This window comes from Campylobacter sp. IFREMER_LSEM_CL2256, from assembly GCF_025771645.1.
Classification (GTDB): domain Bacteria; phylum Campylobacterota; class Campylobacteria; order Campylobacterales; family Campylobacteraceae; genus Campylobacter_D.
This window is the reverse complement of record NZ_JAKMQQ010000004.1, coordinates 70,228-95,248: the sequence shown is the minus strand read 5'-3', so window position 1 is coordinate 95,248 and position 25,021 is coordinate 70,228. Positions and strand designations below refer to the sequence as shown.

Genomic DNA, 25,021 nt, shown 5'->3' with positions numbered 1-25,021 from the left:
AATGCTTAGTTTATTAATGTTATTTCCATTTTTTGCAGCTTTTATAGCTTTGTTTTTGCAAAAAGAAGATAGCAAGTCTTTTGCTATTTTAGTTAGCTTTTTGATTTTAGTTTTTAATGTTTTTTTATTGTTTAATTATTATAATGGCATAGCTTATGAGTTTAGTTTAAATTCTTTAATAGTTAATTTTCATATCGGTGTAGATGCTATAGCGCTTTACTTGATGTTGCTTTGTTCTATTATGATTTTTTTATCTTTTATATGTTTGGATATTCAAGATAAAAGTGTTGTTGTAAGTATATTTTTATTGCAATTTTGTATTATAGGACTTTTTGCTTCATTGGATGCTTTATTGTTTTATGTATTTTGGGAGTTTTCTCTTATACCTCTTATTTATTTAATAGGCAGATATTCAGATAATTATAAAGCAGGGATTAAATTTTTCATTTATGCATTTTGCGGTTCTATGCTCATGCTTTTAGCGATTATTTATGTAGGATTTTTGTATTATCAAAGTTTTGGGTATTGGAGTTTTGATTTACTTGCTTGGTATAAGAGTGAATTTTTCATACCTGAAAGTGTGCAAAATTTAATCTTTATAGGATTTTTTATCGCTTTTGCGATTAAAAGTCCTTTGTTTCCTTTCCACACTTGGGCGCCAAAAGTTTATGCAAAAAGTCCGACTTTAGTATCTGTAATGCTTGTTAGTTTTAAAATGGCTCCTTTTGGATTTTTAAGATTTATCTTGCCTTTAACACCTGATACTTTAAATCATTATTATTCTTTACTTGCTATTTTATGTATAGTTGGAATTTTATATGCAGCTTTAATTGCTTTTAAAACCAAAGATTTAAAAGAATTAATTGCTTATAGCTCAATTTCGCATTTGGGTGTGGTGATTTTGGGTATTGTGACTTTTACTTATAATGGGGTTAGTGGTTCTGTATTTTACATGTTTGCACATGGTATAGTAACGGGTGGTTTGTTTTTGGCTGCTTATATGCTTTATAAAAGATATCATACTTTTGATTTAGACTTTTATAAAAATTTAGCTAAAACAGCTCCATTATTTAGCTTTTTCTTTGCGGTGTTATTATTTTCATCTATTTCACTGCCTTTGACTATTTCTTTTGTAGGTGAGTTTTTAATTTTACAAGGCATAGCAAGTGTGAATTTGTGGTATGCATTATTTGCAGGTGGTGTGATTATTTTAGGGGCTATTTACATGTTAAATATTTATAGAAATATGTTTTTTGCCACTAGTGAAGAAAAAATGGAGAAATTAATATTAAAAAAAGGTGAAATTTTTGTTTTGGGTATTTTAAGTGCCTTGGTAATTTATTTAGGGATAGCTCCAAGTGCTATGCTTGATGAAATTGCTTTGAATGTAAATAGCATTCTTGAAGTTATGCAAACAAGAAATATTGCAATAGAAAATCAAAAAATCATAGATGATATAAGAGGTTTTTAATGAGTGGCTTTAGTTTAGAAAAATTCAATTTTGTATTATTATTTCCTGTGTTATCATTGCTTTTTTGGGCTATTGTTTTGCTTTTATTGGATGCATTTAAAAAACTTTCTAGAAATTTTTATATAGGAGCAAGTGTTATAGCTTTATTTAGTGCTTTGTGTTTTTTATTGCTTTATAATGGCTTTGTTTTAGATAATTCTCATGCCTTTTTTGGTTTATTTGTAAGTGATAATTATGCAATTTTTGCTCAAATAGTTATTTTAGTTTTTTCAATGCTTTATTTATTAATGGATAAAGATGAGCAAAAGGCAGAGTTTTTTTCTTTGTTTTTATTTATGATTGCTTCTTTGATATTGATGATATCAAGCACTAATTTAATTGTAATTTTCCTAGCTTTAGAAGGTTCTTCTTTAGCTCTTTATACGTTAATAGCGCTAAGAGGAACTCATAATGCTATTAGCTCTAGTATAAAGTACTTTACTTTAGCTGCAGTAGGCGCTGGGTTTTTTGTCTTTGCTTGTGCTTTTGTATATTTAAAAACAAAATCTTTGGATTTAGATAATCTATTGTATTCTGAATATATTTCAGATCCTATCTTGCTTTGTGCTGGGGTAATGTTTTTAGTTATTGTTGGAGTAAAACTTTCTATTGCACCTTTTCATTTTTGGTTAAAAGATGTGTATTGTGGAGTGCATACAAATTTTATAGCATTTATATCTATAGTACCAAAAATAGCTATGATAATAGTAGTTTTAAGAATTTTTTCTGCTTTGGGCGGTGGAGTAAAATTTGAATACATAGTAGCATTACTAGCAATTTTTTCTATGCTTGTTGTAAGTATAGTAGCTTTAATCCAAAAAGATGTGAAAAAAATGCTAGCATATAGTTCTATTACTCATTCTTCTTTTATATTAGCAGTTATTGTTTCTAGTATGAGTGTGAGTTCTCAAGGAGATGGGACTTCTTATTTGCTTTCAATTTTTGCTTTGTTTGTGTATTGGATATCTTTTGCTTTTGCAAATTATGGAATTTTTTTGATATTGAGTTTATTTCAAAAAAGTTCATTTGAGAGTTTTTCGGGCTTGTTTAATCAAAGACCAGTATTGTCTATAATGCTAGCTATATTCATTTTGTGTATAGCAGGTATTCCGCCTTTTGGTATTTTTTGGGGTAAAATTTTAATTTTAGCTTCTATTTTAAACTCAGGCTATTATGTACTTATATTTGCTATAGCTTTAAGTTCTATGATTATGCTTTATGCTTATTTAAAAATTTTAATTTATGTTTTTTTCAAAAAGGCTCAAATCATAGAAAGTGCAAACTTAGATGTAAAACAAAAGATTATTTTATGCTTGTGTTTGATTGGAAGTGTTTCTTGCGTGTTTTTGCTTTTGTAAAATAATATTGCTATAATCACGCTTATGATAAGGGTTTTATTTTTATTTTTATTAAGTATAACTTATACATTTTCTTTTGAAATTATTGTTAATAAAGGGGAAGAGCATAAACGCCCTTTTACGCTTTTGCATTTAAAAGATGATAAGGATTTTACTTGCAAAAGTGTTTTTGAATTTGAAAAAACCCATTTTGAGTGCAATGTTTTAGGTGTTAGCAATATGCAGTTTCAAAATAAAGAATTTGATGATTTTACGATTTATTTTGAAAAGCACCAAACTTTTTTGACAATCAAAATCTATCCTAAAATTTTAGCTAAGATGTTTAATTATTCTCAAGATATTTTTAATGCTAAAGAAATTCAAAGTCAAAGTGAAGATGCTTCTAAGCATTTTGTATTTATTTTTACCAAAGATTTAAGGTATTATAAACCTAGCGATGGGCTTGATTTTGATATTTATTTTGATGATGCATTAATGCCTTATATTGGAGCATTAGATTTAAATTCTAATCCTATGGAAACTTCAAAAAGTGCAGATTTTAACGCTTATTTTAGTATAAAACAAGAATATGAAGCAAAAAAATATGATCAGGTTTTAAGGGATGCAACTAGCGCTATTAAGCGTTATAAGGGTAGTGTATTTATGAATGAATTTGAGCTTTATAAATTAAGAGCTCAAAATAAACTATACACTTATGAACTTGATAAAGACCAGGTAATTTTAGAGCAAATGTTAGATGATGCTAAAAGATGGGTAAGAACTTATATTAACGATAAAGATTATACAGAAGTGATGTATATTATGATGAGAGTTTATATGGGTTTATCGCAAAGATCTAATGTTGAATATATTATAGATACTTTAAATACTGAACACAAAGGCGATAAATATACTATAATGGCTTTACTTGATTATGCAGATTATTTGTATCATTTGGGTAAAAAAAATACCGCAAATAATATTTATCAAGATGTGTATTATTCTACTCCAAATGCAGATTTAGCCAGTAGAGCTGCTTTATTTTTATCAAAAAATCATCTAGAGGCAAAAAATATAAAAGAAGCCAAAGAATTAGCAAATAAAATTTTAGAATCAAACCCTGAATTTTTCATGAGCGATTTGGAAAATTCTTTATTATTAGCAAAAGCTTTTGCTAATAATAGGGTTTATGATTTAAGTTCTAAAATTTATGAATATATTTTTACGCATTTAACCAAGGTAGATAAAGAATATGAAAGAGTATTAAAAGATCTTGCCTTGTCTTTATTAAATGCAAATGAGCATATTAAAGCTCAAAAATATTTAGATCTTTATGCAGAAGATTTTCCTTTGGGTGAATATGTGAGTTTAATTAAAGAAGCACAAGATAAAAACTTTTTATATTTAAAAGATGCTAATGCAAGCTTTTTGCATCAAAAATATGAAGAAATTATGAAAAAATACGCTGGAGAAATTTCTAGTAAGGCGCTGTTTGATAATGTCAAATTATATTTTCAAGAAAAAAATTATGAAAAGGTTATAAGTTATCAAAAAGACATTGAAAAATACTCCAATAAAGAAGTAAAAAATCTTTTAGAACAAGCTGCTATTTTGGTTTTAGAGCAAAGATTAAAAAATGATGAGTGTTTGGCTGCTATTAAAATATATGATGATTTTAAAGCTTATAATATAGGAGGCAAAATACAAAATAAAAAACAAATGCTTGAGTGTTTTAAACGCACAACGCGCATAGAAGAAGCTAAAAAATACATAGTGGAAAATGAAAACGATGATATTATCTTTTATAAGCTTCAAAGTGCTGATTTAGCTCTTAAAGATAAACGCTATAACTTTGTTATAAAAACAATTAACGATATTTTAAACACAAGAACGATTATTAGCGATAATGAAAAATTTGAAGCAAATTATATTAAATTTTTTGCCGAACTTAGATTGCAAGATTATAATGCCATGATAAGAACTTTACAAAAACTAGAGCAATTTCCTATGAATTATCGTATGGTGGAATTATATTATGAGTTTTTGCGTTATTGTGAAAAAAATAATTTTCTAACCAGCATTTTAACTTATGCTCCAAAGGCTATTGACTATCAAAATTTAAAAGGGGTGAATCTTTTTAGTCCTGATTTAGAATTTATCTATATCAAAGCTTTAAAACAAAACAATCAAGCCCAACAAGCTTTAACTTTGTTTAAAGACTTACTTGCTAATCCTTTAAAAGATGATGAGCGTGCAAGAGCTTTTTATATGCAAAGTAATGTATATGAAGATTTAAAAGATGTGCAAAATCAAAAGCAAAGTTTGCAAAATTGTATAGATATTAATGCAACAAGCAATTGGCAAAATTTATGTAAAGACAAATTAAATGTCTTAAACACTCAGCCTTGATATTTTTTTAAAATATAAGCTTTTAAATTTTCATAAGCGTTTTGAAAATCTAAAATTTCTTTATTGAATTTTTTATTAAAAGTTCTTTGTCTTTTGGCAAGTTGTCTTGTGTGGATGATGATGAGCTCTTCAAGCTCATTTAAATTTATTTTTTTATCTAAAAACTCTTTGCATTCTTTTAAACCTATGGAATTTAGTGCTTTTAAATTATGATCATAATTATCAAATAACATTTTAGCTTCATCTACTAAACCCTCATTTAGCATATTTTTAGTGCGCTTAATAATGCGTTTTTCTAAAAGATCTTTTTGCCAAGAAATTTCAAAAATATCAAGTTTTTTAATCAAAGCTTCTTGTTTGGTTTCTTTTAAAACTTCACTTGGAATTTTATTAGTTTGCTCATAAATTCCAAGCCATTTTTTCAAACGATAAGTATCGTTTTTTTCTATTTTTACTTGTGGATCAATTTTTGTCATTAAATGATAAATTTCATCGTTACTTAGTGCGCTTTGGCTTTCTTTGAAATTTTCACTCAAGCCATCCATTAAAGCTTTTAAATAAAAGCTAGTTCCACCTGTAATAATAAGCATTTGATTATTTTTTTTGGCAAAAGCCTTTGCTTTTTTGTATTCTTCAAAAAACAAAGCGATGTTAAAATGCTCATTGACATTTAATAAATTTATGCCAAAATAATCAAGCTCGTCTAAGGTTTTTTGCTCTGTTTTGGCTGAAGCGATGTTGATTTGTTTATACACGCAAAGACTATCAAGGCTTAAAATACTTGCATTAAATTCATAGGCTAGTTTATTAGCAAGTTCTGTTTTGCCACTTGCGGTAGTTCCAATGAGTGCAAATTCAAAAAACATCGTAAAAATATCCTAAATTTAAAATTATTTTAGTAAAATCATAACAAAAATATATTATAAAGAGAAAAAATGCCTATATTAAAAGAAAAATTGAAAGATATTTTAGATTTGATAGTTTTTAAGCATTCTATTTTTGCTTTACCTTTTTTATTCACTTCAATGATTGTGGCTTCTGTTATTTTAAATGATAGCACTTGGTTTGGCTTTAAGGCTTTATTTTTGGGTGTTATTTGTGCAGTGAGTGCAAGAAATTTTGCAATGGCGATTAATCGTTTGATGGATGAGGATATTGACAAAAATAATCCAAGGTGTGCAAATAGACCTAATATCGATGGGCGTATAGGTAAAACTAGTATTTTACTTTTTATTATTTTAAATGCTATTGTTTTTGTTTTGGCAAGTTATTTTATTAATAAGCTAGCTTTTGCTCTTTCCTTGCCGGTATTATTTATTTTAGCTATTTATTCAACCTTTAAAAGATTTTCATCTTTAGCACATTTAGTATTAGGATTTTGCCTAGGACTTGCTCCTATTGCAGGTAGCATTGTAGTTTTGGGAAGTATTGAAATTTATAGTGTGATTTTGTGTTTGGGTGTTACTTTTTGGACAGCTGGTTTTGATTTGCTTTATGCTTTGCAAGATATGGAATATGATAAAAAAACAGGCTTGTACTCTATACCTGCTAAATTTGGACTCGAAGCAACCTTATTTATCTCAGCGTTTTGCCATGTTTTAGCAGTACTTTTTTGGCTTTTATTTGTTTGGGTGGCTCCAACGGGAAATATTGCCTTTTTAGGGGTGATAATTAGTGCGATTATTTTATTTTTTGAGCACCGCATAGTTAGAAAGAATTTTGCAAAAATCGATAAAGCATTTTTTACTTTAAATGGGTATTTAAGTATAGTGTTTTTTATATTTATTTGGGTTGATCTTTTATGGAGATAAATTTTTTTAAAAGTTCGTTAGAGCTTGAGTTTGAAGAGAGTAAAGAAAGATATGAAGAGTTTTTGCAAGAATATCTTTCAAGCAATAATTATGTCAATTTAAGCAAATGGAAAAAGCTTGCCTCAAGAGTGGAATTTAGTGAGGGTGAGCAAATTATTTTTGATTTGCTTATGGATTTAAAGCAAGAATTGTATTTGATAAAAAATGATATCAATAAAACAAAATTATTTACAGATTTAAAATATAAAGCTTTTGTGGTAGGTGTAAATTTTGCACACATTCAATTTAAAGAAAAGTGTTTGACTCAAGATGAGGAATATTATGCAAGATTTGAGTTAAATGGTCAAAAAATTAGTATTTTTTTTAAAGCTTTAAATGAAAATGAGGCAAAAATCACACAAATAAAAGCAGAAGATGAGCTTGTGTATGATAATTTTGTGGCAAATATGCAAAGAGCGATGATTAAGATTTTAAAGGAGCAAGAAAATGGGTAGTGATTTATTATTGTGGCTTGTGGTAGCTTTATTAATTTTTGCTATGTTTGCTTATATGATGATAAAAGAAAAAGAAAGTATTGCTAAGATTAACGAGCTTGGTAAGATGATAGAAGATTTAAATAAGCAATATCATTATTTAAAAAAAGAAAGTTTAGATGAACAAGAGCAAGAAAAAGAAGAAATAGACACTGAAGCCATTAAAGAAGAGCTAAAAGAAGAACTTTTGCAGGTATTAGAACAAAAAATTAATCAAAATATCATTCCTATTTTAAGTGCTTTAAAAGAAGTAGAAGAGGTGATTGAAGAATTTCAAAGTGAGCAAAAAAATCGTTTATTAAATTTAGAACAAAAAACTCAAAGTATTACAAAATTAAGCCCAAGCTATGATAATGAAGAACAAAAGGTAATAGAGCTTTTTAATCAAAAAAAATCCATTGAGCAAATTGCCAAAGATTTGCGTATAGGTATGGGTAGAGTTGAGCTTATTTTGAAATTTAATAAATTATTATAAAGGCCTTTGATGTTGGTAGATAGTTATGGAAGAGTGATTGATTATTTAAGAATTTCAGTAACACAAAGATGTAATTTTCGTTGCCTTTATTGTATGCCAAAAACTCCATTTGAATGGAATGCTAAGGAAAATCTTTTATCATTTGAAGAACTTTTTATGTTTGTTAAAGTTTGCATTGATGAAGGCGTTAAAAAAATTCGTATTACAGGTGGTGAGCCTTTAGTAAGAAAAGATTTGCATAAATTTATTGCTATGATTAGTGAGTATAAGCAGGATATAGACTTAGCACTTACTACTAATGCTTCTTTGTTAAAACAACAAGCAAAAGATTTAAGACAGGCAGGTTTAAAAAGAATTAATATCTCTTTAGATACCTTAAAAGAAGAAGTGGCTTTTAAGTTAGCCCAAAAAAATATACTTAAAGATGTATTAAATGGTATTAATGAGGCTTTAGAATTAGGCTTTAATATTAAATTTAACACCGTAGCTCTTAAAGGGATTAATGATAGTGAATTTATCGATCTTTTAGAATTTGCCAAAGCACGCAAAAGCCAAATTCGCTTTATAGAATTTATGGAAAATTATCATGCTTATGGAGATTTAAAAGGCTTAAAATCAGCAGAAATTTTAAATATTATTACTCAAAAATATTCTTTTAAACAAGGACAAAAAAGTCCAAATGCACCTGCGACTATTTATGAGCTTGAAGATGGGTATGAGTTTGGCATTATTGATCCACATAGCCATGATTTTTGTGATAGTTGCAACCGTATAAGACTTTCAGCTGAAGGGCTTTTAATACCTTGTTTGTATTATGATGAGGCTTTAAGCATTAAAAAAGCTATACGCAATAAAGACATAGCAGGTGCTTGTGAGGTTTTAAAAACCGTGATAAAAAATAAATCAGAAAAAAATAGATGGGCTGAAAATGAGGCTAATCAAAGTTCTACAAGAGCCTTTTATCAAACAGGTGGATAATGGAAGTTGTTGAAACTTTTTTAAGCTTGCAGGGTGAGGGAAAATATAGTGGAAATTTAGCTGTATTTGTAAGGTTTGCTGGGTGTAATTTTAACTGTATAGGCTTTGGAGTAAAAAAAGAAAAAGATTCTAAAATACTTTTGGGCTGTGATACTATAAGAGCTGTTTTTACCAAAGAATTTAAAACTTGTTATAAAGCCTATACTTCAGCAAAGCTTTTTGATGAGGTTTTAAAGTTAGCAAATTCACGCAAAGTTATAGTTGTCATTACCGGTGGTGAGCCTTTATTAAATTATCAAAATAAAGATTTTTTGTGTTTTATAAATTTGCTTTTAGAAAATGACTTTAAAGTGCATTTTGAAACCAATGCAAGCATTGAAATTGATTTTGAAAAATATCCTTTGTATAAAAAATGTTATTTTGCTTTGGGTGTAAAGCTTAGCAATAGTGGTGTAAAAAAAGAAAAAAGGATTAATGAAAAAGCATTGAAAGCTTTTAAATATTATGCTAAAGATAGTTTTTATAAATTTGTTTTAGATAAGGATTTTTTACAAGAAAGTAAAGCCTTAGGCGAAATTAATGAAATTTTACAAATTTGTGAAAATGAGGTATTTTGCATGCCTATGGGGTCAAGTGAAGAAGAAATTTCTAAAAATGCCTTAAGCGTTGCTGAATTTTGTATAAAAAATGGATATAATTACTCCGATAGATTGCATATTAGAATTTGGGGAGATAAAGAAGGCGTATGATTATTAGAAAAATGTTTGAATTTGAAAATGCTCATATTGTTAGATTTTGTAGCTCCAAGCGATGTAAAACAAGCATACATGGACACTCTTATAAGGTAGAAATTTTACTTGAGAGTAAATACCTTGACAATGCGGGAATGGTATATGATTTTGGTTTGTTAAAAGATGAGATAAAACAAATTATTGATAGTTTTGACCATGCTATTACGCTTTTTAAAGATGATGATAAAGTTTATTTAGAAGATATGAAAAAACACTCACAAAGATGGGTAAGTTTACCTGTGAATGTAAGTGCAGAAAATTTTGTACGCATATTTTTTGTACTGATAGATACTTTGCTTTTAAAGACTAAGATGGTCAATGGCGAGCAAGGTGTTAGCTTAAAAAGTATTATTGTGCATGAAACAAGAACAGGCTATGCACAAGGTTTTAGAGAAGATGCTTATAGTGAGTTTTTGCCAAAGATAAATCTAACAGATATTGAATTTTCACAAGCTATAAGCGATGAATGGAAAGATAAAGATTTTTTTAAAAAACTTCAAGATTCAAATTTTGTTTTTGTCAATCAAAAGGAGGTATGATGAAAAAGGTTTTATTGATTGTGCCATTGTTGTTTTTTATTGCTTGCTCAAGTCAAGAAGATACAAACGTAAAAAAAGAGGTGCAGACTGAGCAAGTTCAAATTGAGCAAAGTGATTCTAATGTTATTATAGATGATGATACGCTTCCTATACCTGTAGATGATGATATCAAAGATGAAAATAACACACAAGGACAGTGATGGATCAAAGTTATGAGTTTTTTTTAGCATTGCATGTATATAGTTTATACGCAAATGGCTTTTTAATGTTGTTTTATTTGTATTTAACTCAAAGTAGTTTTTCGCAAGAGTTTATTTTTATAAAAAGAATTCGCCTATTTTTGCCAATTTATTATTTATTTTTAGCAATTACACTTTTTACAGGAAGTTTGCTTTGGGCTTTAAAGCATTTTGAGCTAAATTTATACATGCTTTCTATGTGGTTTTGTTGGATTTTTATCTTTGCTTTGGCTATTTATCAATTTGTTTTATTTAAAAAAGCAAGATTGTTCAAACGTTATGCTAAATTTAGATTTTTAAGCTTTTTTATTTTGTGTTCGGGTATATTTTTACTTTTTGTGCCTTATTTGCTTCAAAGGTTTTATTTTTAATGCGATTTTTATATCACCCACAAAGTGGTGCTTTAAATTTAGAGCTAGAAAATGAAGCTTTCTTGCATTTAAAAGCTAGAAGAATTAAAGTAGGCGATAAAATCATATTAAAAAATTTAAAAGATTTTTTTGCTTATACTTACGAATGCATAGAGTTTTCTAGACGCTCATGTGCATTAAATTTACTTGATAAAAAAGAAGAAAAACAAGAATTAAAAACGCATTTACATTTAGCTTTAGCAGTGATTGATCCAAAGATTATAGAAAAAACCTTACCTTTTTTAAATGAGCTTGGAGTAGCAAAGCTTTCTTTTGTGTATATGGATTATTCACAAAAGAATTTTAAATTAGATTTTAAAAGAATGGAAAAGATTCTTATAGAATCATCCCAGCAATGCGGTCGTGCCTCTTTAATGGAGCTTGAAAGCTTTGGTGATTTTAAAAAATTTCAGCAAGTTTATAAAAATATTGTTTTAATAGACTTTGAAGGTGAAGATTTGATGAGATTTGAACCTAGTGAGCATGTGTTTTTAATAGGCGCTGAAGGTGGATTTTCGCAAAAAGAAAGAGGGGAGAATGTAAAAAAAGCAAAATTACAGGCTGATTTTATACTTAAAGCGCAAACAGCTTTAATAGGGGTTGCTTCAAAATTCATAATTTAAAAACACGCTTAAATTTAGCTATTTTTTATATAAAAATTTATATAATTACGCCTTAATGTTTTGAAAAAGGATAAACAATGAAAAAAGAAATTCACCCAGAATATGTAGAATGCAAAGTTAGTTGTGCTTGTGGAAATTCTTTTACTACTAAGTCAAATAAACCAGAAATTAAAGTTGATATTTGCTCAAGCTGCCATCCATTTTTTACGGGTAGTGAAAAAATCGTAGATGCTGCGGGTCGTGTAGAGAAATTTAAGAAAAAATACGCAATGCAATAATGTTATATTTTATTCCTACGCCCATAGGAAATTTAAACGATATTTCTTTTCATTCTTTAGAAATTTTACAAAAATGCAAACTCTTTTTATGCGAAGATACGAGAGTTTGCAAATCCTTAGTTCATCTCCTTAATGAAAAATTTAATTTAGAAATAAAACCTGATAAATATCTAGCCTTACATACCCATAATGAAAAAGATTTTTTAGCAAAAATAGATGATGATTTTTTTAAACAAGATGTTGCATATTTGAGTGATGCGGGTATGCCAGGTATTAGCGATCCGGGGCAATTTTTAATTGAATATGCCATTAAAAATAATATTAATTATGAAGTCTTGGCAGGGTCAAATGCTGCTTTACTTGCATTAGTTTCAAGTGCATTTTGTAAAAAAGAATTTATTTTTATGGGTTTTTTGGCTAATAAAAATCCTCAAAGACAAAAAGATATTGAAAATTTAATGCTTAATCCTTATCCTAGTATAGTCTATGAAGCACCCACTAGGATATTTAATTTAGTAGAAGAAATTAGCAAAATTGATCCTTTAAGAGAAATTTTTATCATAAAAGAAGCAACAAAGAAATTTGAAGCCAAATTTAGAGCAAATGCCTTAGAAGCTTTAGAAAAATTAAAAACAATGGACTTGCGTGGTGAATGGTGTGTAGTCGTAAGTGCTAAAGAAAAGCAATTTCACCAAAATACCTTGTGTGAGCAAGATATTTATGAACTTGATTTGCCTTTAAAAACAAAGGCAAAGCTTCTTTCAAAAATCAATGCGAAATCTCCAAAAGAAAATTATCAAAAACTGCTTTTAAGTTGAATTTGGTTATTATTTAAAAATGATAGTTTATGGTAAGCAAGTGTTTTTTTATATCTTAGAAAAGCACAAAGAAAAAATTAAAGAAATTTATTTAGCAAAAGAATGTGAAAAAGCTGATTTTTCAAAAATAGCAAAGGCATCAAAAAAAATTAAAAAACTTGATTTTAAGGCCGCGCAAAGTTTGGCAAGAGGTGGAAATCATCAAGGTTTTTTAATGGAAATTGATGATTTTGAATTTAGCTCTTTTGAGAGTTTAAAAGAAAAAGATTTTATAGTTATTTTATATAATATTAGCGATGTTGGAAATATAGGCGCTATCGTGCGTAGTGCTTATGCTTTGGGTGCTGATGGGATTATTTTGGTAGCTAAAAGTGTGGCTATGGATGGAGTTATTCGTGCAAGTAGTGGCGCGGCTTTAGATATGAAAATAGTTTTAAATGATGATATTTTAAGCATGATAAATGAATTAAAACAAAAAGGTTTTTATATCTATGCTAGTGCAAGCGGAGGTAGTGATATACATACTATCAAGGCCAAAAATAAAAAAGTTTTGATTATGGGAAGTGAGGGTTTTGGTATAGCACCAAAGGTGCTTAAAAAATGCGATGAATGTGTAGGGATAAAAATGCACAATGATTTTGATAGTTTAAATGTTAGTGCAGCATTTGCAATACTTTGCGATAGGATGAAAAATGGATAGTTGGAAAAAATTAGAAGATTTAAATTTATTAGAAGTTCAAAAAAGAACACAAATAGAAATAACTTGTCTTGAATATATTATTAAAAAAGATTTTAAGTCTTTATCTCGTTTTAATATAAATGGTTTTATCAAAATTTTACAAAGAGAATATGAGCTTGATTTTTCTAGCTTTTTAGAAGAATATCATGCCTATTTAGAAGAAAATGATATTGAGAAAAAAAATCATGTGCATATTGCTCCTAGAATGAACTCATATACCAAAGAAAGCTCAAGTGTATGGTATATTGTGATTATAGTAGTAGTGCTTTTGATAGTGGCTTTAGCTTGGGGTGTTTCAAGATTTTTCCAAAGTTCCACACTAGATGAAAATACTACTAATGTGCTAAATCAAGAACAAATTATCTTAGAAGAAAAAGTTGATGAGAATGAAACTCCAGTTCTTAATTTTTTTGCTGATGAAACCACAGAAAACAATGAAACAAACACAAGTGCTATTTTAGAACCAATAGATGAGAGTAATAATACCATAGAAGAAACATTAGAGGGTAATACTAGTCTAAATATGCCTGAAGAAAATATGGTTTTGCTTAAAGAAAGTATTATAAAACCAAGCGCTGAGCTTTGGCTTGGTATGGTGGATTTAAAAACTTTTAGAAAAAGTTCTTTGACTATTAAAAATGATTATACTTTATCTTTAGATAAAGATATGCTTATTACTACGGGTCATGCTGCTTTTAGTTTAAATGATGAGAATAATAATACTTTAGAGTTTAAAAATGGTGTGTCTAAGTTTTTAATGATTAAAGATGGTAAAATCAAACAAATTACAAAAGCTGAGTTTATAAAAGAAAATAGAGGAAAATTATGGTAAGAATTTTAATATTTTCCATTTTTTTTGCTCTTAATGCTTTTGCGCTAAGTGCTTTAGAAGTTGCTAAGCATATTGTTAATGATAATTCTAAAGATGCACAATTGGAACTTTTGTTTGCAAGAAATGATTATAAAGATGAGCGTGGAAATGTAGATATTTACACTATTTCTCAAATTTTAAAAACCAATTCTTTGGCAAATTTTATATTAAATGAGCCAAAAACTTTAACTTTTAGTTTTAAAGCCCAAGCTGATTCTGTTTTGTTTTTTAAAACAATCAATGATACTTTAAATGAACTAGGTTATATTTATTTTATACCAACTGAATTAACTTTAAGGGAAAACTATATCACATATAAGTTAGCCGTAGATTCTCAGTATATGCTTGATCCAGGAGTTTTTTATAAGGCTTTGTTGGGTAGTTCTGTTTTTATTAAGGATATTTATAAAATTTCAGAATTAAATTATGAATATGAGCTAGATTTTTCAAAAGCAAAACCTAAAGTCAATACTCAAATTCCATTAAATACTATTACTCAATTAAACAAACCTTTAAGAGAATATATTATTGATTTGCAAGGTGCAAAAAGTATGGAGCTTAGTGCGCACAATCTTGATTCTTGGTTTTGCAAAATTCAATTTTTAGATAAAAACTTGAATTTTATACAAGGTGTAGAAAATACACATAAGCAAAATGAAGTAAATGTAAATATACCATTGGGCGCAAAATATGCTATTATAGGAGATATGTTTAGCCTTGATAATATAAAAAGGGGTTTAAAAATTTACTTAAGACGCTAAAAAGGACGGACGATGTTTGAAGAAATTCATTTTAATACCATAGAAAGACTTCCAAATTATGTTTTTGCTGAAGTTAATGCGATTAAAATGGCAGCAAGAAGAGCAGGGGAGGATATAATAGATTTTTCTATGGGAAATCCTGATGGCAAAACTCCTCAACATATTATAGACAAGCTTTGCGAAAGTGCAAATAAAGACAAAACTTCAGGGTATTCTGCTTCGAGTGGAATTTATAAACTAAGACTTGCAATTTGTAATTGGTATAAAAGAAAATATGATGTTGATTTAGATCCTGAAAGTGAAGTAGTTGCAACGATGGGCTCTAAAGAAGGCTTTGTAAATTTAGCAAGAGCTGTTATTAACCCAGGAGATGTAGCTATTGTGCCTACGCCTGCTTATCCTATACATACTCAAGCTTTTATCATAGCAGGTGGTAATGTAGCAACTATGAATTTTGATTTTAATGAAAATTATGAATTAAACGAAAATACTTTTTTTGAAAATTTACAAAAAACACTGCATGAAAGTATTCCGCGTCCAAAATATGTAGTGGTAAATTTTCCGCATAATCCTACAACAGTTACAGTGGAAAAAAGTTTTTATGAGAGATTGGTTGCTATGGCAAAAAAAGAAAGATTTTATATTATTTCTGATATTGCTTATGCGGACTTAACTTTTGGCTCTTATAAAACTCCTTCGATTTTTGAGGTTGAAGGTGCTAAAGATGTAGCAGTAGAAACCTATACACTTTCAAAATCTTACAACATGGCAGGTTGGCGTGTAGGTTTTGTGGTGGGTAATAAACGCTTAATTGCGGCTTTGAAAAAGATCAAATCTTGGTTTGATTATGGTATGTATACGCCTATACAAGTTGCTGCTACTGTAGCTTTAGATGGAGATCAAACTTGTGTTGAAGAGATTAAGGCAACTTATGCAAAAAGATTGGAAGTCTTACTAGAATCATTTTGTCAAGCAGGATGGGAATTAAAAAAGCCTAATGCAAGTATGTTTGTTTGGGCAAAACTCCCTCAAAGCAAGGCTCATCTTGGTAGTATGGAATTTTCTAAGCAGCTTTTACAAAAAGCAAATGTAGCAGTAAGTCCTGGAGTTGGCTTTGGTGAAGCGGGTAATGAGTATGTTAGAATAGCTTTAATAGAAAATGAAAACCGTATTCGTCAAGCAGCAAGAAATACCAAAAAATACTTAAGAGAATAAAATGAAAATAGCGATTTTAGGCTATGGCACTGTAGGAAGTGCTGTTGTAGAAACTTTGTTAAAAAATCAAGATTTAATTAAAGCAAGATGTGATGAAGAAATTATTCCGGTAATTGCTTTAGCAAGAAATCCAAAACCAAATGCATTGATTCCTGTGGTTAATGATATTGATGAGGTTTTAGAGTGTGAAGATATTGATGTATTTGTGGAGTTAATGGGTGGTATTGATTTACCTTTTGAAATAATTTCAAAAATTTTAAAAAGAAAAAAATCAGTAGTAACTGCTAATAAAGCTTTACTTGCTTATCATCGTTATGAGCTTGAAAAATTAGCACAAGATACAGCTTTTGGTTATGAGGCAAGTGTAGCGGGTGGAATTCCTATTATTAAAATTTTAAAAGAGGGTTTGAGTGCCAATAATATCGTTTCTATCAAAGGCATTTTAAATGGCACAAGTAATTATATTTTAAGCAAGATGGCAGAAGATAATGCCAAATTTCAAGAGGTATTAAAAAAAGCCCAAGATTTAGGATATGCTGAAGCTGATCCTACTTTTGATATAGAAGGATTTGATGCTGCGCACAAGCTTTTAATTTTAGCAAATATTGCTTATGGACTAAGAGTAAAACCTGAGGATATCTTGATTGAGGGTATTAGTAAGGTAAGCGATGAGGATATTTATTTTGCAAAGGAATTTGAGTACACCATAAAACATTTAGGTATTGCTAAAATAAAAGATGAAAAAATAGAATTAAGGGTTCATCCTGTTATGTTAAATAAAGATAAAATGTTAGCAAAAGTTGATGGGGTGATGAATGCTATCAGTATAGATGGGGATATTTTGGGCGAAAGTTTATACTATGGTCCAGGAGCAGGTGGTAAGGCAACTGCAAGTGCTGTTGTAGCAGATTTAATCGATATAGCAAGAAAAGAAAAAAATAGTGCTATTTTTGGATATTTAAATGATACTTCTTATAAGCTTTTAAATAAGGATGAAATTTATACAAGGTATTATCTAAGATTAAAGGTATTAGATAAAATAGGTGTTTTATCAAAAATTACACAATTAATGAGCGAACATCAAATTTCAATCGATACTTTTTTGCAAAAGCCAAAAAAAGAAAAGCAAGATTGTAGTACTTTATTTTTTATTACTCATCAAACTTATGAAAAAAATATACAAATTTTAACTCAAAAACTTAAAGAACAAGAATTTGTTAAAGATGATGTTTTTATGATGAGAATAGAAGATTAAATGGCTTTATCACAGTATCTTTTTGGTATAAAAGGTGAAGATATAGCATGTGAATATCTTAAAAATAAAGATTTTGAAATTTTAGAAAGAAATTTTCATTCTAAATTTGGAGAAATTGATATTATTGCTAAAAAAGATAAAATTTTACATTTTATTGAAGTTAAAAGTACACAAGGAAATTATGAAGTAGCCTATAGACTAGATGGCAAAAAATTTAACAAAATTATTAAAACCATAGAGTATTACTTTATGAAACACAAAAGTAATGAAAATTTTCAATTAGATTTACTTTGCGTGTATAAAGATGATATAAAACTTTTAGAAAACATTAGTTATTAAGAGAATGTTTATTTTAATCTAATAAAATCTTAAAAAATTAAAGGAGATAACATGGGAAAATATATTGATTTAACTGCAGAAAATTTTGCACAAGCAAAAGAAGGCGTAGCTTTAGTAGATTTTTGGGCTCCATGGTGCGGACCTTGTAGAATGCTTGCACCGGTAATTGATGAGCTTGCAAATGATTTTGATGGCAAGGCTAAAATTTGTAAAGTAAATACAGAAGAGCAAGGTGATTTAGCTGCGCAATTTGGTGTAAGATCTATTCCAACTATCTTTTTCTTTAAAGATGGTGAAGTGGTTGATCAATTGGTTGGTGCTCAATCAAAACAAGTTTTAGCAGATAAACTAAACTCACTTTTATAATCTCAAGCCACTTTTAGTGGCTTTTCTTCATATTTTTTACTATTTAATAATTTTTATTATTTATAATTAAAGAAAAATTTGTATAATATCTCTGAAATAAATCACAAGGAAAACAATGATGTTAGATTTAGCTATTATAGGCGGTGGCCCTGCTGGTTTAAGTGCGGGATTATATGCTACTAGAGGCGGATTAAAAAATGTTGTAATGTTTGAAAAAGGTACACCAGGTGGGCAAATAACTTCAAGTTCAGAAATTGAAAATTATCCTGGAGTTGCACAAGTTTTAGATGGAATTTCTTTTATGGCTCCATGGAATGAACAATGTATGCGTTTTGGTTTAAAACATGAAATGATAGGTGTAGAACAAATTAGCAAAAATACTGATGGTAGTTTTAATATCAAATTAGAAAATGGTAAAGTCGAACAAGCAAAGGCTGTTATTGTTTGTACAGGTTCTACTCCACGTCGTGCAGGTTTTAAAGGCGAGGATGAATTTTTTGGCAAAGGTGTAAGTACTTGTGCAACTTGCGATGGATTTTTTTATAAAAATAAAGAAGTAGCTGTTTTAGGTGGAGGAGATACAGCCTTAGAAGAGGCATTGTATCTAGCTAATATTTGCTCAAAAGTATATTTAATCCATAGAAGAGATGAGTTTAGAGCAGCGCCTTCAACGGTAGAAAAAGTAAGAAATAATGATAAAATAGAATTAATCACAAATGCAGTAGTTGATGAGGTTTGTGGTGATAATATGGGTGTTAATAAGGTAAAAATAGCATTTAATGATGGCTCTAAAAGAGATCTTGATGTGCCTGGAATTTTTACTTTTGTTGGATTGAACGTGAGAAATGAAATCTTAAAACAAGAAAATGGTGAGTTTTTATGTGCTATGGAAGAAGGTGGTCAAGTGAGTGTTGATCTTAAAATGCAAACTAATATAGCAGGGTTGTTTGCAGCAGGTGATTTAAGAAAAGATGCTCCAAAACAAGTAATATGTGCAGCAGGTGATGGAGCAGTAGCAGCACTTAGTGCTTTAGCATATATTGAAAATTTGCATTAATCTTCACATAAATTTCACAAAAATTAATTAAGATTCTCCTATAAAAAATCAAGGAGAATCTAAAATGAAAAAAATACTAATTCTAAGTACAACTTTAGCGCTAATGGCTAGTGCAAATATTACACAACAAAATACTAATTCATATCAACAAAATATGCCTCATATGCCTCAGCATAATCCTTATGCGCAAAATTATTATGGGCTTTCTAAACCTATTATGGATAAAATTCAAAGTTCTTTTCCTGGAGCTTTTATTGTAGATGTGGATTGGGAAGAATTTGGTTATGAAATTAAACTAAGTAATAATATGGAAATGTTTTTTGATAGAAATGGAAATTTTTTAGGGCAAAAATGGGATGATTAATTAAAAGCGTTATTTGCTTTTAAATAAATAAACGCTACAATTTTCCAAATTCTAAAAAGGCAGATTTAAAATGATTAATATTGGAATCCATGGAAGTAATGGGCGTATGGGTACTCAAATAAGACTTTGCCTAGAAGATGATGAGCAGGCAAAGGCTAGTGCGTTTTTTGATCAAGGATCAAATTATGAAGATTTTTTTAATAAATGTGATGTAATTATTGATTTTTCTACTCCAAAGGGTTGTGAGGATTTGCTTTTATATGCAAGAAGTAATCCCAAGCCTTTGGTGATAGGTACTACAGGTTTAGATGCTAAGCAAAATGAGTTAATGCAAAGCGCAAGTATTACTATGCCTATTCTTTATGCAACTAATATGTCTTTGGGTGTGGCGATTTTAAAAAAGCTTTCTTATTTAGCTAGTGAGACTTTGAGAGATTTTGATATAGAAATACTTGAAATGCACCATAATAAGAAAAAAGATGCTCCAAGTGGTACCGCAATGACTTTAGCACAAAATGTTGCTAAGGCTAGAAATTTAGACTTAGAAAAGGTCAGAGTAAGCGGTAGAGATGGGATTATTGGACAAAGAAGTAAAGATGAAATCGCAGTGATGAGTTTAAGAGGCGGTGATATAGTAGGTTCACATAGGGTTGGTTTTTACAATGAAGGTGAATTTATAGAATTAAATCATACGGCTACTTCAAGAGCTACTTTTGCAAAAGGTGCGATAAAATGTGCAAAATGGTTAGTTTCTCAAGAAAATGGCTTATATGATATAGATGATTGTTTAGGAATTTAAATGTGTGCAGTAGTTGGAGTAATTAATTCAAAAAATGCAAGCACTGTGGCTTACTATGCCTTGTTTGCTATGCAGCACCGTGGACAAGAGGCAAGTGGGATTAGCGTAAGTGATGGTTTGAGTATCAAAACACACAAAGCTAAAGGTGAAGTAGGGCAAATTTTTAATACACAAATTCTAGCAGGATTAAAAGGCGAGATAGCCATAGGACATAATCGTTATTCTACTGCAGGAAATTCTTCTTTGCATGATGCCCAACCTGTTGCAGCTACTTGTTCTTTGGGTGATATTTCTTTAGTGCATAATGGAAATTTGATTAATAAAGAAGAAGTTAGAAAAGAACTGATTAACAACGGGGCTATTTTTCATTCTAATATGGATACAGAAAATGTGGTACATTTAATAGCAAAAAGTAAAAAAGAAACTTTAAAAGATAGATTTATAGAAAGCTTGACTCAAAGCAAGGGAGCGTATTGCTTTATGCTTGCTAGTAAAAATCAACTTTTTGTCGTAAGAGATCCTTATGGGGTTAGACCTTTATCTTTGGGTAGATTAAAAGATGGTGGGTATATTGTAGCGAGTGAAACTTGCGCTTTTGATTTGATAGAGGCTGAATTTATCCGCGATGTAAAACCAGGTGAGATGTTGATTTTTACTCAAGGTAGTTATGAGTTTGAAAGCATTCAAGTATTTGATAAGACAGACCCAAGAATTTGTGCATTTGAGTATATTTATTTTGCTAGACCTGATAGTATTATAGAAGGTAAAAGCGTATATGAAGTGCGTAAAAAAATGGGCGAAGCCTTGGCTAAAAAATTTAAAGAAAAAGTAGATTTTGTAGTGCCAGTTCCAGATAGTGGTGTAAGTGCTGCTATAGGTTTTGCGCAATATTTAAAAATCCCACTTGAAATGGCAATAGTGAGAAATCACTATGTTGGAAGAACTTTCATAGAGCCAACTCAAGAAATGAGAAATTTGAAGGTAAAATTAAAACTCAATCCTATGAAAAAAGTCTTAGAAGGCAAAGATATAGTGGTGATTGATGATAGTGTGGTAAGAGGAACAACTTCTAAAAAAATCATTGCACTTTTAAAACAAGCAGGTGCAAGAAAAATCCATTTAGCGATTGCATGTCCAGAAATTAAATTTCCTGATATTTATGGTATAGATACACCTACCTTTGAAGAATTAATCTCAGCTAATAAAAGCGTTGAAGAGGTTAGAGAGTATACAGGTGCAGATAGCTTGACTTTTTTGGATATTAATGAACTAGTTTCAAGTATAGGCAATGAAAGAAAATACTCTTTAATTAGTTTTGATGGGGATTATTTTATTAAATAATCCTTATCTGCATTTTAATTGTTTAAATACCTTATAGCTTTGAAAATGAGGCGGTAATCCCACTTCAAATGAAAAATCTTTATAAGTATGCCCTGGTAAATTTTTTGCAATATTGATATTATATGAAGCATCTCTTTGTTCTTGATTTGCTCTTTTTATGCTATCAAAATTTTGTTGATTAAAGATTTCACCACTTACCTCATGTTTTTTGTTATCATCAATTATCCTAAGTTCTAAAAAGCATTCAGAAATTTTAAAATTAGTATCATTAGTTACTCTACCTTTTACAATAATACTTTCTGTTGCTAAGCGTCTGTAGGTTGAAAAATTACTCAAACTTGCTTTTTTGGTATATTGATCTATAGTTAATAGTAATGAAATGGTTAAAATTAATGCTAGTATAAAACTCACTATGCAAAAAATAATCATATATTTTTTATTTTGAACTTTTAAGTAAAGCAAAACCCAAGTTAAACCTGTAGAAGCTAACATAATAACAATGATTAAAATATGAAAAAATGTAAAATATCCCATTAAAAACACTTTGAACTAATCTCAATGTCAAAATTTTGACCTTCTTTAAAATCGGAAAATTTGGTTTTTAAATTAATAGTTTGTTGTGGATTTATTGTTTTTTCTATCATTGTTGATTTGCTTCTTAGAGGTTTTATAGTATGTATTAAATTTTTAAAAGTACTATTATCATCACTTTTCTTAAAAACTTCTACTTTTAATTTGCAGTATCTAAAGCTTTTTTTAGAAGTATTTGTTAAGCTATAATCAACGCTGAGTGAGTTATCGTATACAAAAAATTGAGCATTATCTAAGCTGGTTATTCTTGATCTAACTTTAGTATCAATTAAAAAATATCCTAAATAAGCGATACCTGCTGAACATAAAATTCCTAAAAAAATAATTGTAAAAGCAAAAGCAGGCTTGTTTCTAATGATTAAAGCTAAAAATAAAGTGATAATGAAAAAAAATATAACCAAGGCCATTAATAAAAAATCTATTAAGTGCAAATGAGTAGTATAAAAAATCATTTGCTCTCGAATGTGTTGGACGTTCATTATCACTTCTTTAGTTTTTAATTTGCTACTGAGCTTGTTCTTTTACTATCTTTGCTATCAACCCAAATATTTGGCACAGCTCCACCAGGTGTTAAGAAAATTTTGGCATCTTTATTAACCTTAAGTGCCTCGTTAAACTGCTTTTGAGTTTCAATTTGTTTTAAATCAAGCAAAGGATTATTTAAACTTTTTGCTATTTCTCTATTTGAATACGCTTGTGCATCAGCTTCTATTTTAACTGCACTTGCTCTACCTTTAGCACTAATTATGGTTGCATTTGCTTCCCCTTCAGCTAAAGCTGCTTTTTTAAGTGCTTCTTGATTAGCTCTTTCTACTTCGTATTTGGTTCTTTCAGCCTCTTGTTTAGCAATTTGTACTCTTTCAATTTGCTCTTTTACTTTTATAGGCAAGATAATCTCTCTAAGTTGAACTGCTTGAAGCTCAGCAGGTTCATTTGGTTGACTTTCTATGGTTTTTCTAATGCCTTGATCAATTTGCACGGCTATGGTGTTACGATTTGTTGGAAGCTCTTCTGCGGTATATTGACCTACCACATTTCTTACCACATCTCTTACCACCGGATCAATGATTTTATTTTCCCAATTAAGCCCCCAAGTAGCTATGGTTTGAGGAACTTGTAAAGGATTTAATCTATATTGAACGGTTACATCAATAGACACAGGCAAACCTCTTGAATCAAGTACAGAGATGCTATTTTTATTTACAACACCTGAGCCTATTTGTAAATTTTCATTTACGCCTTCAATAGAAGCATAATTAATTTGTCTTACTCTAGTATCTATTATAGTGATTTTTTGTAATACTGGCATAAAAAAATGAAGTCCTGGTTCAAGCGGAGTAGGGCTGTATTTACCCGTGGTAGACTTGATTCCCATTTCCCCTGAATTAACTATTGCAAAAGGTTTAAAAAGCGCAAAGACTAAAACAATTGCAATCGCACTATAAATTAATGGAGAAAATTTTCCAAAACCTTTGAAATTAAATTCTGGGGCTTTGAAATTTAAATTTTGCTTATTATTGTTTTGATTGTTTTTTTTATTAAAATAATCATTCAAATCAGCTGGCATTTAGTTCCTTTGTTAAATATAAGTTAGCATAGAAGCGTATTTTTCATTGCGTCCATAAACTATATCAAAATACGCATTTTGGAGCTTTGTTGTTAGCTCACCTCTTTTTCCATTTCCTATAATTCTTGCATCAATATTATTTATTGGGGTTATTTCTGCTGCAGTTCCTGTAAAAAATGCTTCATCGGCCACATAAACTTCATCTCTTGAAATTCTTTGGCGCACTACGCTTATGCCCAAATCATGTGCAATTTTTAAAACAGTATCTTGGGTAATACTTTTTAATGAAAAATCATTTGGCGGGGTGATTAATTTCCCGTCTTTAACCATAAAAAAGCACTCGCCTGTCCCTTCTGCTACAAAACCTTCTTCATCAAGCATTAAAGCTTCTTCATATCCTGCTTCTATAGCTTCATATTTAGCCATTTGAGAATTTAAATAATTTGCACTTGCTTTGGCTTTACCTAGGCTAGATTTTACGCTATTTCTAGCAAAAGAAGAAATTTTAACCTTAATACCTTTTTCTAAGCCTTCTTCGCCCAAATAAGCACCCCATTCCCAAGCAGCAATAGCTACTCTAACAGGAGCTTTAGCATGATAAACTCCCATAGTTCCATCACCCAAAAAGATCAATGGGCGCAAATAAGTGTTATTTTGAAAATCATTTGCTCTTAAAAGTTCAACTTGTGCATTTTCAAGTTCTTCTTGAGAAAAAGGTGAGTTGATTAAAGTGATTTTTGCAGACTCTAAAAGTCTTTTGGTATGTTCTTTTAATCTAAAAATTGCTAAACCATTTTGTGTTTTATAAGCTCTTGTTCCTTCAAAAACTGCATTTGCATAATGTAATGAATGTGTCAAAACATGAATTTTTGCATCATCAAAATCAATGATTTTTCCATCCATCCAAATTTTTTTTGCCCTAATCATGAGTAAGCCTTTATTGAAAATAAAACTAATTTTATCAAAAATATACTAATAATTGCTAGAATATAGTAAAATTCTTTA

Annotated in this window: 30 protein-coding genes; 25 read left to right on the top strand and 5 right to left on the bottom strand. The window is 29.4% G+C overall.

Going from position 1 to position 25,021, the window contains the following annotated elements; genetic code table 11:
- Nucleotide 1: 1 nt before the first annotated feature.
- Genes L8U00_RS03095 through L8U00_RS03085 form a run of 3 tightly spaced genes read left to right on the top strand, consistent with a single transcriptional unit; the run spans nucleotide 2 to nucleotide 5,256 of the window.
- A complete protein-coding gene (locus L8U00_RS03095; protein WP_220701701.1) occupies nucleotides 2-1,471 on the top strand; it encodes a complex I subunit 4 family protein in 1,470 nt (489 codons plus the stop codon).
- Nucleotides 1,471-2,868, top strand: coding sequence for an NADH-quinone oxidoreductase subunit N (locus L8U00_RS03090; protein WP_220701700.1), 1,398 nt, complete (start codon nucleotides 1,471-1,473; stop codon nucleotides 2,866-2,868). The genes L8U00_RS03095 and L8U00_RS03090 overlap by 1 nt, the downstream gene beginning before the upstream one ends.
- Nucleotides 2,869-2,892: 24 nt before the next feature.
- Complete coding sequence (locus tag L8U00_RS03085) at nucleotides 2,893-5,256, top strand: tetratricopeptide repeat protein (protein ID WP_263708472.1); 2,364 nt, start codon at nucleotides 2,893-2,895, stop codon at nucleotides 5,254-5,256.
- On the opposite strand, the gene miaA is transcribed toward L8U00_RS03085, so the two are convergent.
- Nucleotides 5,247-6,122: a tRNA (adenosine(37)-N6)-dimethylallyltransferase MiaA gene (miaA, locus tag L8U00_RS03080; protein ID WP_263708471.1), complete on the bottom strand. Its 876-nt coding sequence runs from the start codon at nucleotides 6,120-6,122 to the stop codon at nucleotides 5,247-5,249. The two genes, L8U00_RS03085 and miaA, sit on opposite strands and share 10 nt — an antisense overlap.
- Before the next feature lie 69 nt (nucleotides 6,123-6,191).
- Between miaA and mqnP the strand changes: the two genes are divergently transcribed.
- From mqnP to purF, 22 genes are all read left to right on the top strand, one after another.
- The gene (gene mqnP / locus L8U00_RS03075) at nucleotides 6,192-7,067 is read left to right on the top strand and encodes a menaquinone biosynthesis prenyltransferase MqnP (RefSeq protein ID WP_263708469.1); all 876 of its coding nucleotides are present in this window, start codon (nucleotides 6,192-6,194) and stop codon (nucleotides 7,065-7,067) included.
- Entirely contained in the window at nucleotides 7,058-7,561 is a 504-nt protein-coding gene (locus L8U00_RS03070; RefSeq protein ID WP_263708468.1) for a hypothetical protein, read from the top strand. The genes mqnP and L8U00_RS03070 overlap by 10 nt, the downstream gene beginning before the upstream one ends.
- On the top strand, nucleotides 7,554-8,075 hold the full coding sequence (locus L8U00_RS03065) for a hypothetical protein (protein ID WP_070255378.1): 522 nt from the start codon (nucleotides 7,554-7,556) through the stop codon (nucleotides 8,073-8,075). The genes L8U00_RS03070 and L8U00_RS03065 overlap by 8 nt, the downstream gene beginning before the upstream one ends.
- A 9-nt stretch (nucleotides 8,076-8,084) precedes the next feature.
- Nucleotides 8,085-9,053, top strand: coding sequence for a GTP 3',8-cyclase MoaA (gene moaA, locus L8U00_RS03060; RefSeq protein WP_173776936.1), 969 nt, complete (start codon nucleotides 8,085-8,087; stop codon nucleotides 9,051-9,053).
- On the top strand, nucleotides 9,053-9,802 hold the full coding sequence (locus tag L8U00_RS03055; RefSeq protein ID WP_074692349.1) for a 7-carboxy-7-deazaguanine synthase QueE: 750 nt from the start codon (nucleotides 9,053-9,055) through the stop codon (nucleotides 9,800-9,802). Before moaA ends, L8U00_RS03055 begins: the two co-directional genes overlap by 1 nt.
- Nucleotides 9,799-10,383, top strand: a complete 585-nt coding sequence (locus L8U00_RS03050; protein ID WP_074692352.1) for a 6-pyruvoyl trahydropterin synthase family protein — start codon at nucleotides 9,799-9,801, stop codon at nucleotides 10,381-10,383. The genes L8U00_RS03055 and L8U00_RS03050 overlap by 4 nt, the downstream gene beginning before the upstream one ends.
- Nucleotides 10,383-10,583 (top strand): hypothetical protein, encoded by a 201-nt coding sequence (locus tag L8U00_RS03045; protein ID WP_074692355.1) that lies wholly within the window; start codon nucleotides 10,383-10,385, stop codon nucleotides 10,581-10,583. Before L8U00_RS03050 ends, L8U00_RS03045 begins: the two co-directional genes overlap by 1 nt.
- Nucleotides 10,583-10,993: a hypothetical protein gene (locus L8U00_RS03040; protein WP_039668881.1), complete on the top strand. Its 411-nt coding sequence runs from the start codon at nucleotides 10,583-10,585 to the stop codon at nucleotides 10,991-10,993. The genes L8U00_RS03045 and L8U00_RS03040 overlap by 1 nt, the downstream gene beginning before the upstream one ends.
- Nucleotides 10,993-11,655, top strand: a complete 663-nt coding sequence (locus tag L8U00_RS03035; protein ID WP_173776935.1) for a 16S rRNA (uracil(1498)-N(3))-methyltransferase — start codon at nucleotides 10,993-10,995, stop codon at nucleotides 11,653-11,655. Before L8U00_RS03040 ends, L8U00_RS03035 begins: the two co-directional genes overlap by 1 nt.
- Before the next feature lie 77 nt (nucleotides 11,656-11,732).
- Entirely contained in the window at nucleotides 11,733-11,933 is a 201-nt protein-coding gene (gene rpmE, locus L8U00_RS03030) for a 50S ribosomal protein L31 (protein WP_012662118.1), read from the top strand.
- On the top strand, nucleotides 11,933-12,751 hold the full coding sequence (gene rsmI / locus L8U00_RS03025; RefSeq protein WP_263708466.1) for a 16S rRNA (cytidine(1402)-2'-O)-methyltransferase: 819 nt from the start codon (nucleotides 11,933-11,935) through the stop codon (nucleotides 12,749-12,751). The genes rpmE and rsmI overlap by 1 nt, the downstream gene beginning before the upstream one ends.
- 19 nt (nucleotides 12,752-12,770) lie before the next feature.
- The gene (rlmB, locus tag L8U00_RS03020; protein WP_263663882.1) at nucleotides 12,771-13,451 is read left to right on the top strand and encodes a 23S rRNA (guanosine(2251)-2'-O)-methyltransferase RlmB; all 681 of its coding nucleotides are present in this window, start codon (nucleotides 12,771-12,773) and stop codon (nucleotides 13,449-13,451) included.
- A complete protein-coding gene (locus tag L8U00_RS03015; RefSeq protein WP_263708465.1) occupies nucleotides 13,444-14,322 on the top strand; it encodes a hypothetical protein in 879 nt (292 codons plus the stop codon). Before rlmB ends, L8U00_RS03015 begins: the two co-directional genes overlap by 8 nt.
- Nucleotides 14,316-15,122 carry a hypothetical protein gene (locus L8U00_RS03010; protein ID WP_263663884.1) on the top strand — a complete coding sequence of 269 codons (807 nt, stop codon included), beginning with the start codon at nucleotides 14,316-14,318 and terminating at the stop codon, nucleotides 15,120-15,122. The genes L8U00_RS03015 and L8U00_RS03010 overlap by 7 nt, the downstream gene beginning before the upstream one ends.
- A 12-nt stretch (nucleotides 15,123-15,134) precedes the next feature.
- Complete coding sequence (locus tag L8U00_RS03005; protein WP_263708464.1) at nucleotides 15,135-16,337, top strand: LL-diaminopimelate aminotransferase; 1,203 nt, start codon at nucleotides 15,135-15,137, stop codon at nucleotides 16,335-16,337.
- Nucleotide 16,338: 1 nt separating this feature from the next.
- Nucleotides 16,339-17,592, top strand: a complete 1,254-nt coding sequence (locus tag L8U00_RS03000; RefSeq protein ID WP_263708463.1) for a homoserine dehydrogenase — start codon at nucleotides 16,339-16,341, stop codon at nucleotides 17,590-17,592.
- The gene (locus L8U00_RS02995) at nucleotides 17,593-17,931 is read left to right on the top strand and encodes a YraN family protein (protein WP_220555475.1); all 339 of its coding nucleotides are present in this window, start codon (nucleotides 17,593-17,595) and stop codon (nucleotides 17,929-17,931) included.
- 51 nt (nucleotides 17,932-17,982) lie between these two features.
- Complete coding sequence (trxA, locus tag L8U00_RS02990; protein WP_012662110.1) at nucleotides 17,983-18,297, top strand: thioredoxin; 315 nt, start codon at nucleotides 17,983-17,985, stop codon at nucleotides 18,295-18,297.
- Nucleotides 18,298-18,415: 118 nt separating this feature from the next.
- Nucleotides 18,416-19,354: a thioredoxin-disulfide reductase gene (gene trxB, locus L8U00_RS02985; RefSeq protein WP_149062791.1), complete on the top strand. Its 939-nt coding sequence runs from the start codon at nucleotides 18,416-18,418 to the stop codon at nucleotides 19,352-19,354.
- Nucleotides 19,355-19,418: 64 nt separating this feature from the next.
- Entirely contained in the window at nucleotides 19,419-19,718 is a 300-nt protein-coding gene (locus tag L8U00_RS02980; RefSeq protein WP_070255351.1) for a PepSY-like domain-containing protein, read from the top strand.
- 70 nt (nucleotides 19,719-19,788) lie between these two features.
- Nucleotides 19,789-20,517 (top strand): 4-hydroxy-tetrahydrodipicolinate reductase, encoded by a 729-nt coding sequence (gene dapB / locus L8U00_RS02975; protein ID WP_263708462.1) that lies wholly within the window; start codon nucleotides 19,789-19,791, stop codon nucleotides 20,515-20,517.
- Nucleotides 20,518-21,858 (top strand): amidophosphoribosyltransferase, encoded by a 1,341-nt coding sequence (gene purF, locus L8U00_RS02970; RefSeq protein WP_263708461.1) that lies wholly within the window; start codon nucleotides 20,518-20,520, stop codon nucleotides 21,856-21,858.
- Between the two features lie 3 nt (nucleotides 21,859-21,861).
- On the opposite strand, the gene L8U00_RS02965 is transcribed toward purF, so the two are convergent.
- From L8U00_RS02965 to ilvE, 4 genes are read right to left on the bottom strand one after another with little or no spacing between them, the layout of a single operon-like run.
- Nucleotides 21,862-22,392 carry a DUF2393 domain-containing protein gene (locus tag L8U00_RS02965; RefSeq protein WP_263663889.1) on the bottom strand — a complete coding sequence of 177 codons (531 nt, stop codon included), beginning with the start codon at nucleotides 22,390-22,392 and terminating at the stop codon, nucleotides 21,862-21,864.
- On the bottom strand, nucleotides 22,392-22,928 hold the full coding sequence (locus tag L8U00_RS02960) for a DUF2393 domain-containing protein (protein WP_263708460.1): 537 nt from the start codon (nucleotides 22,926-22,928) through the stop codon (nucleotides 22,392-22,394). Before L8U00_RS02960 ends, L8U00_RS02965 begins: the two co-directional genes overlap by 1 nt.
- Before the next feature lie 17 nt (nucleotides 22,929-22,945).
- The gene (locus tag L8U00_RS02955; protein ID WP_263706757.1) at nucleotides 22,946-24,016 is read right to left on the bottom strand and encodes a prohibitin family protein; all 1,071 of its coding nucleotides are present in this window, start codon (nucleotides 24,014-24,016) and stop codon (nucleotides 22,946-22,948) included.
- Between the two features lie 12 nt (nucleotides 24,017-24,028).
- Entirely contained in the window at nucleotides 24,029-24,943 is a 915-nt protein-coding gene (gene ilvE / locus L8U00_RS02950; protein WP_012662102.1) for a branched-chain-amino-acid transaminase, read from the bottom strand.
- Nucleotides 24,944-25,021 lie beyond the last annotated feature (78 nt).

Coding starts and splice junctions, on each gene's coding strand:
- L8U00_RS03095 (WP_220701701.1), top strand. CDS start 2: ATGCTTAGTTTATTAATGTTATTTCCATTTTTTGCAGCTTTTATAGCT.
- L8U00_RS03090 (WP_220701700.1), top strand. CDS start 1,471: ATGAGTGGCTTTAGTTTAGAAAAATTCAATTTTGTATTATTATTTCCT.
- L8U00_RS03085 (WP_263708472.1), top strand. CDS start 2,893: ATGATAAGGGTTTTATTTTTATTTTTATTAAGTATAACTTATACATTT.
- miaA (WP_263708471.1), bottom strand. CDS start 6,122: ATGTTTTTTGAATTTGCACTCATTGGAACTACCGCAAGTGGCAAAACA.
- mqnP (WP_263708469.1), top strand. CDS start 6,192: ATGCCTATATTAAAAGAAAAATTGAAAGATATTTTAGATTTGATAGTT.
- L8U00_RS03070 (WP_263708468.1), top strand. CDS start 7,058: ATGGAGATAAATTTTTTTAAAAGTTCGTTAGAGCTTGAGTTTGAAGAG.
- L8U00_RS03065 (WP_070255378.1), top strand. CDS start 7,554: ATGGGTAGTGATTTATTATTGTGGCTTGTGGTAGCTTTATTAATTTTT.
- moaA (WP_173776936.1), top strand. CDS start 8,085: ATGTTGGTAGATAGTTATGGAAGAGTGATTGATTATTTAAGAATTTCA.
- L8U00_RS03055 (WP_074692349.1), top strand. CDS start 9,053: ATGGAAGTTGTTGAAACTTTTTTAAGCTTGCAGGGTGAGGGAAAATAT.
- L8U00_RS03050 (WP_074692352.1), top strand. CDS start 9,799: ATGATTATTAGAAAAATGTTTGAATTTGAAAATGCTCATATTGTTAGA.
- L8U00_RS03045 (WP_074692355.1), top strand. CDS start 10,383: ATGAAAAAGGTTTTATTGATTGTGCCATTGTTGTTTTTTATTGCTTGC.
- L8U00_RS03040 (WP_039668881.1), top strand. CDS start 10,583: ATGGATCAAAGTTATGAGTTTTTTTTAGCATTGCATGTATATAGTTTA.
- L8U00_RS03035 (WP_173776935.1), top strand. CDS start 10,993: ATGCGATTTTTATATCACCCACAAAGTGGTGCTTTAAATTTAGAGCTA.
- rpmE (WP_012662118.1), top strand. CDS start 11,733: ATGAAAAAAGAAATTCACCCAGAATATGTAGAATGCAAAGTTAGTTGT.
- rsmI (WP_263708466.1), top strand. CDS start 11,933: ATGTTATATTTTATTCCTACGCCCATAGGAAATTTAAACGATATTTCT.
- rlmB (WP_263663882.1), top strand. CDS start 12,771: ATGATAGTTTATGGTAAGCAAGTGTTTTTTTATATCTTAGAAAAGCAC.
- L8U00_RS03015 (WP_263708465.1), top strand. CDS start 13,444: ATGGATAGTTGGAAAAAATTAGAAGATTTAAATTTATTAGAAGTTCAA.
- L8U00_RS03010 (WP_263663884.1), top strand. CDS start 14,316: ATGGTAAGAATTTTAATATTTTCCATTTTTTTTGCTCTTAATGCTTTT.
- L8U00_RS03005 (WP_263708464.1), top strand. CDS start 15,135: ATGTTTGAAGAAATTCATTTTAATACCATAGAAAGACTTCCAAATTAT.
- L8U00_RS03000 (WP_263708463.1), top strand. CDS start 16,339: ATGAAAATAGCGATTTTAGGCTATGGCACTGTAGGAAGTGCTGTTGTA.
- L8U00_RS02995 (WP_220555475.1), top strand. CDS start 17,593: ATGGCTTTATCACAGTATCTTTTTGGTATAAAAGGTGAAGATATAGCA.
- trxA (WP_012662110.1), top strand. CDS start 17,983: ATGGGAAAATATATTGATTTAACTGCAGAAAATTTTGCACAAGCAAAA.
- trxB (WP_149062791.1), top strand. CDS start 18,416: ATGTTAGATTTAGCTATTATAGGCGGTGGCCCTGCTGGTTTAAGTGCG.
- L8U00_RS02980 (WP_070255351.1), top strand. CDS start 19,419: ATGAAAAAAATACTAATTCTAAGTACAACTTTAGCGCTAATGGCTAGT.
- dapB (WP_263708462.1), top strand. CDS start 19,789: ATGATTAATATTGGAATCCATGGAAGTAATGGGCGTATGGGTACTCAA.
- purF (WP_263708461.1), top strand. CDS start 20,518: ATGTGTGCAGTAGTTGGAGTAATTAATTCAAAAAATGCAAGCACTGTG.
- L8U00_RS02965 (WP_263663889.1), bottom strand. CDS start 22,392: ATGGGATATTTTACATTTTTTCATATTTTAATCATTGTTATTATGTTA.
- L8U00_RS02960 (WP_263708460.1), bottom strand. CDS start 22,928: ATGAACGTCCAACACATTCGAGAGCAAATGATTTTTTATACTACTCAT.
- L8U00_RS02955 (WP_263706757.1), bottom strand. CDS start 24,016: ATGCCAGCTGATTTGAATGATTATTTTAATAAAAAAAACAATCAAAAC.
- ilvE (WP_012662102.1), bottom strand. CDS start 24,943: ATGATTAGGGCAAAAAAAATTTGGATGGATGGAAAAATCATTGATTTT.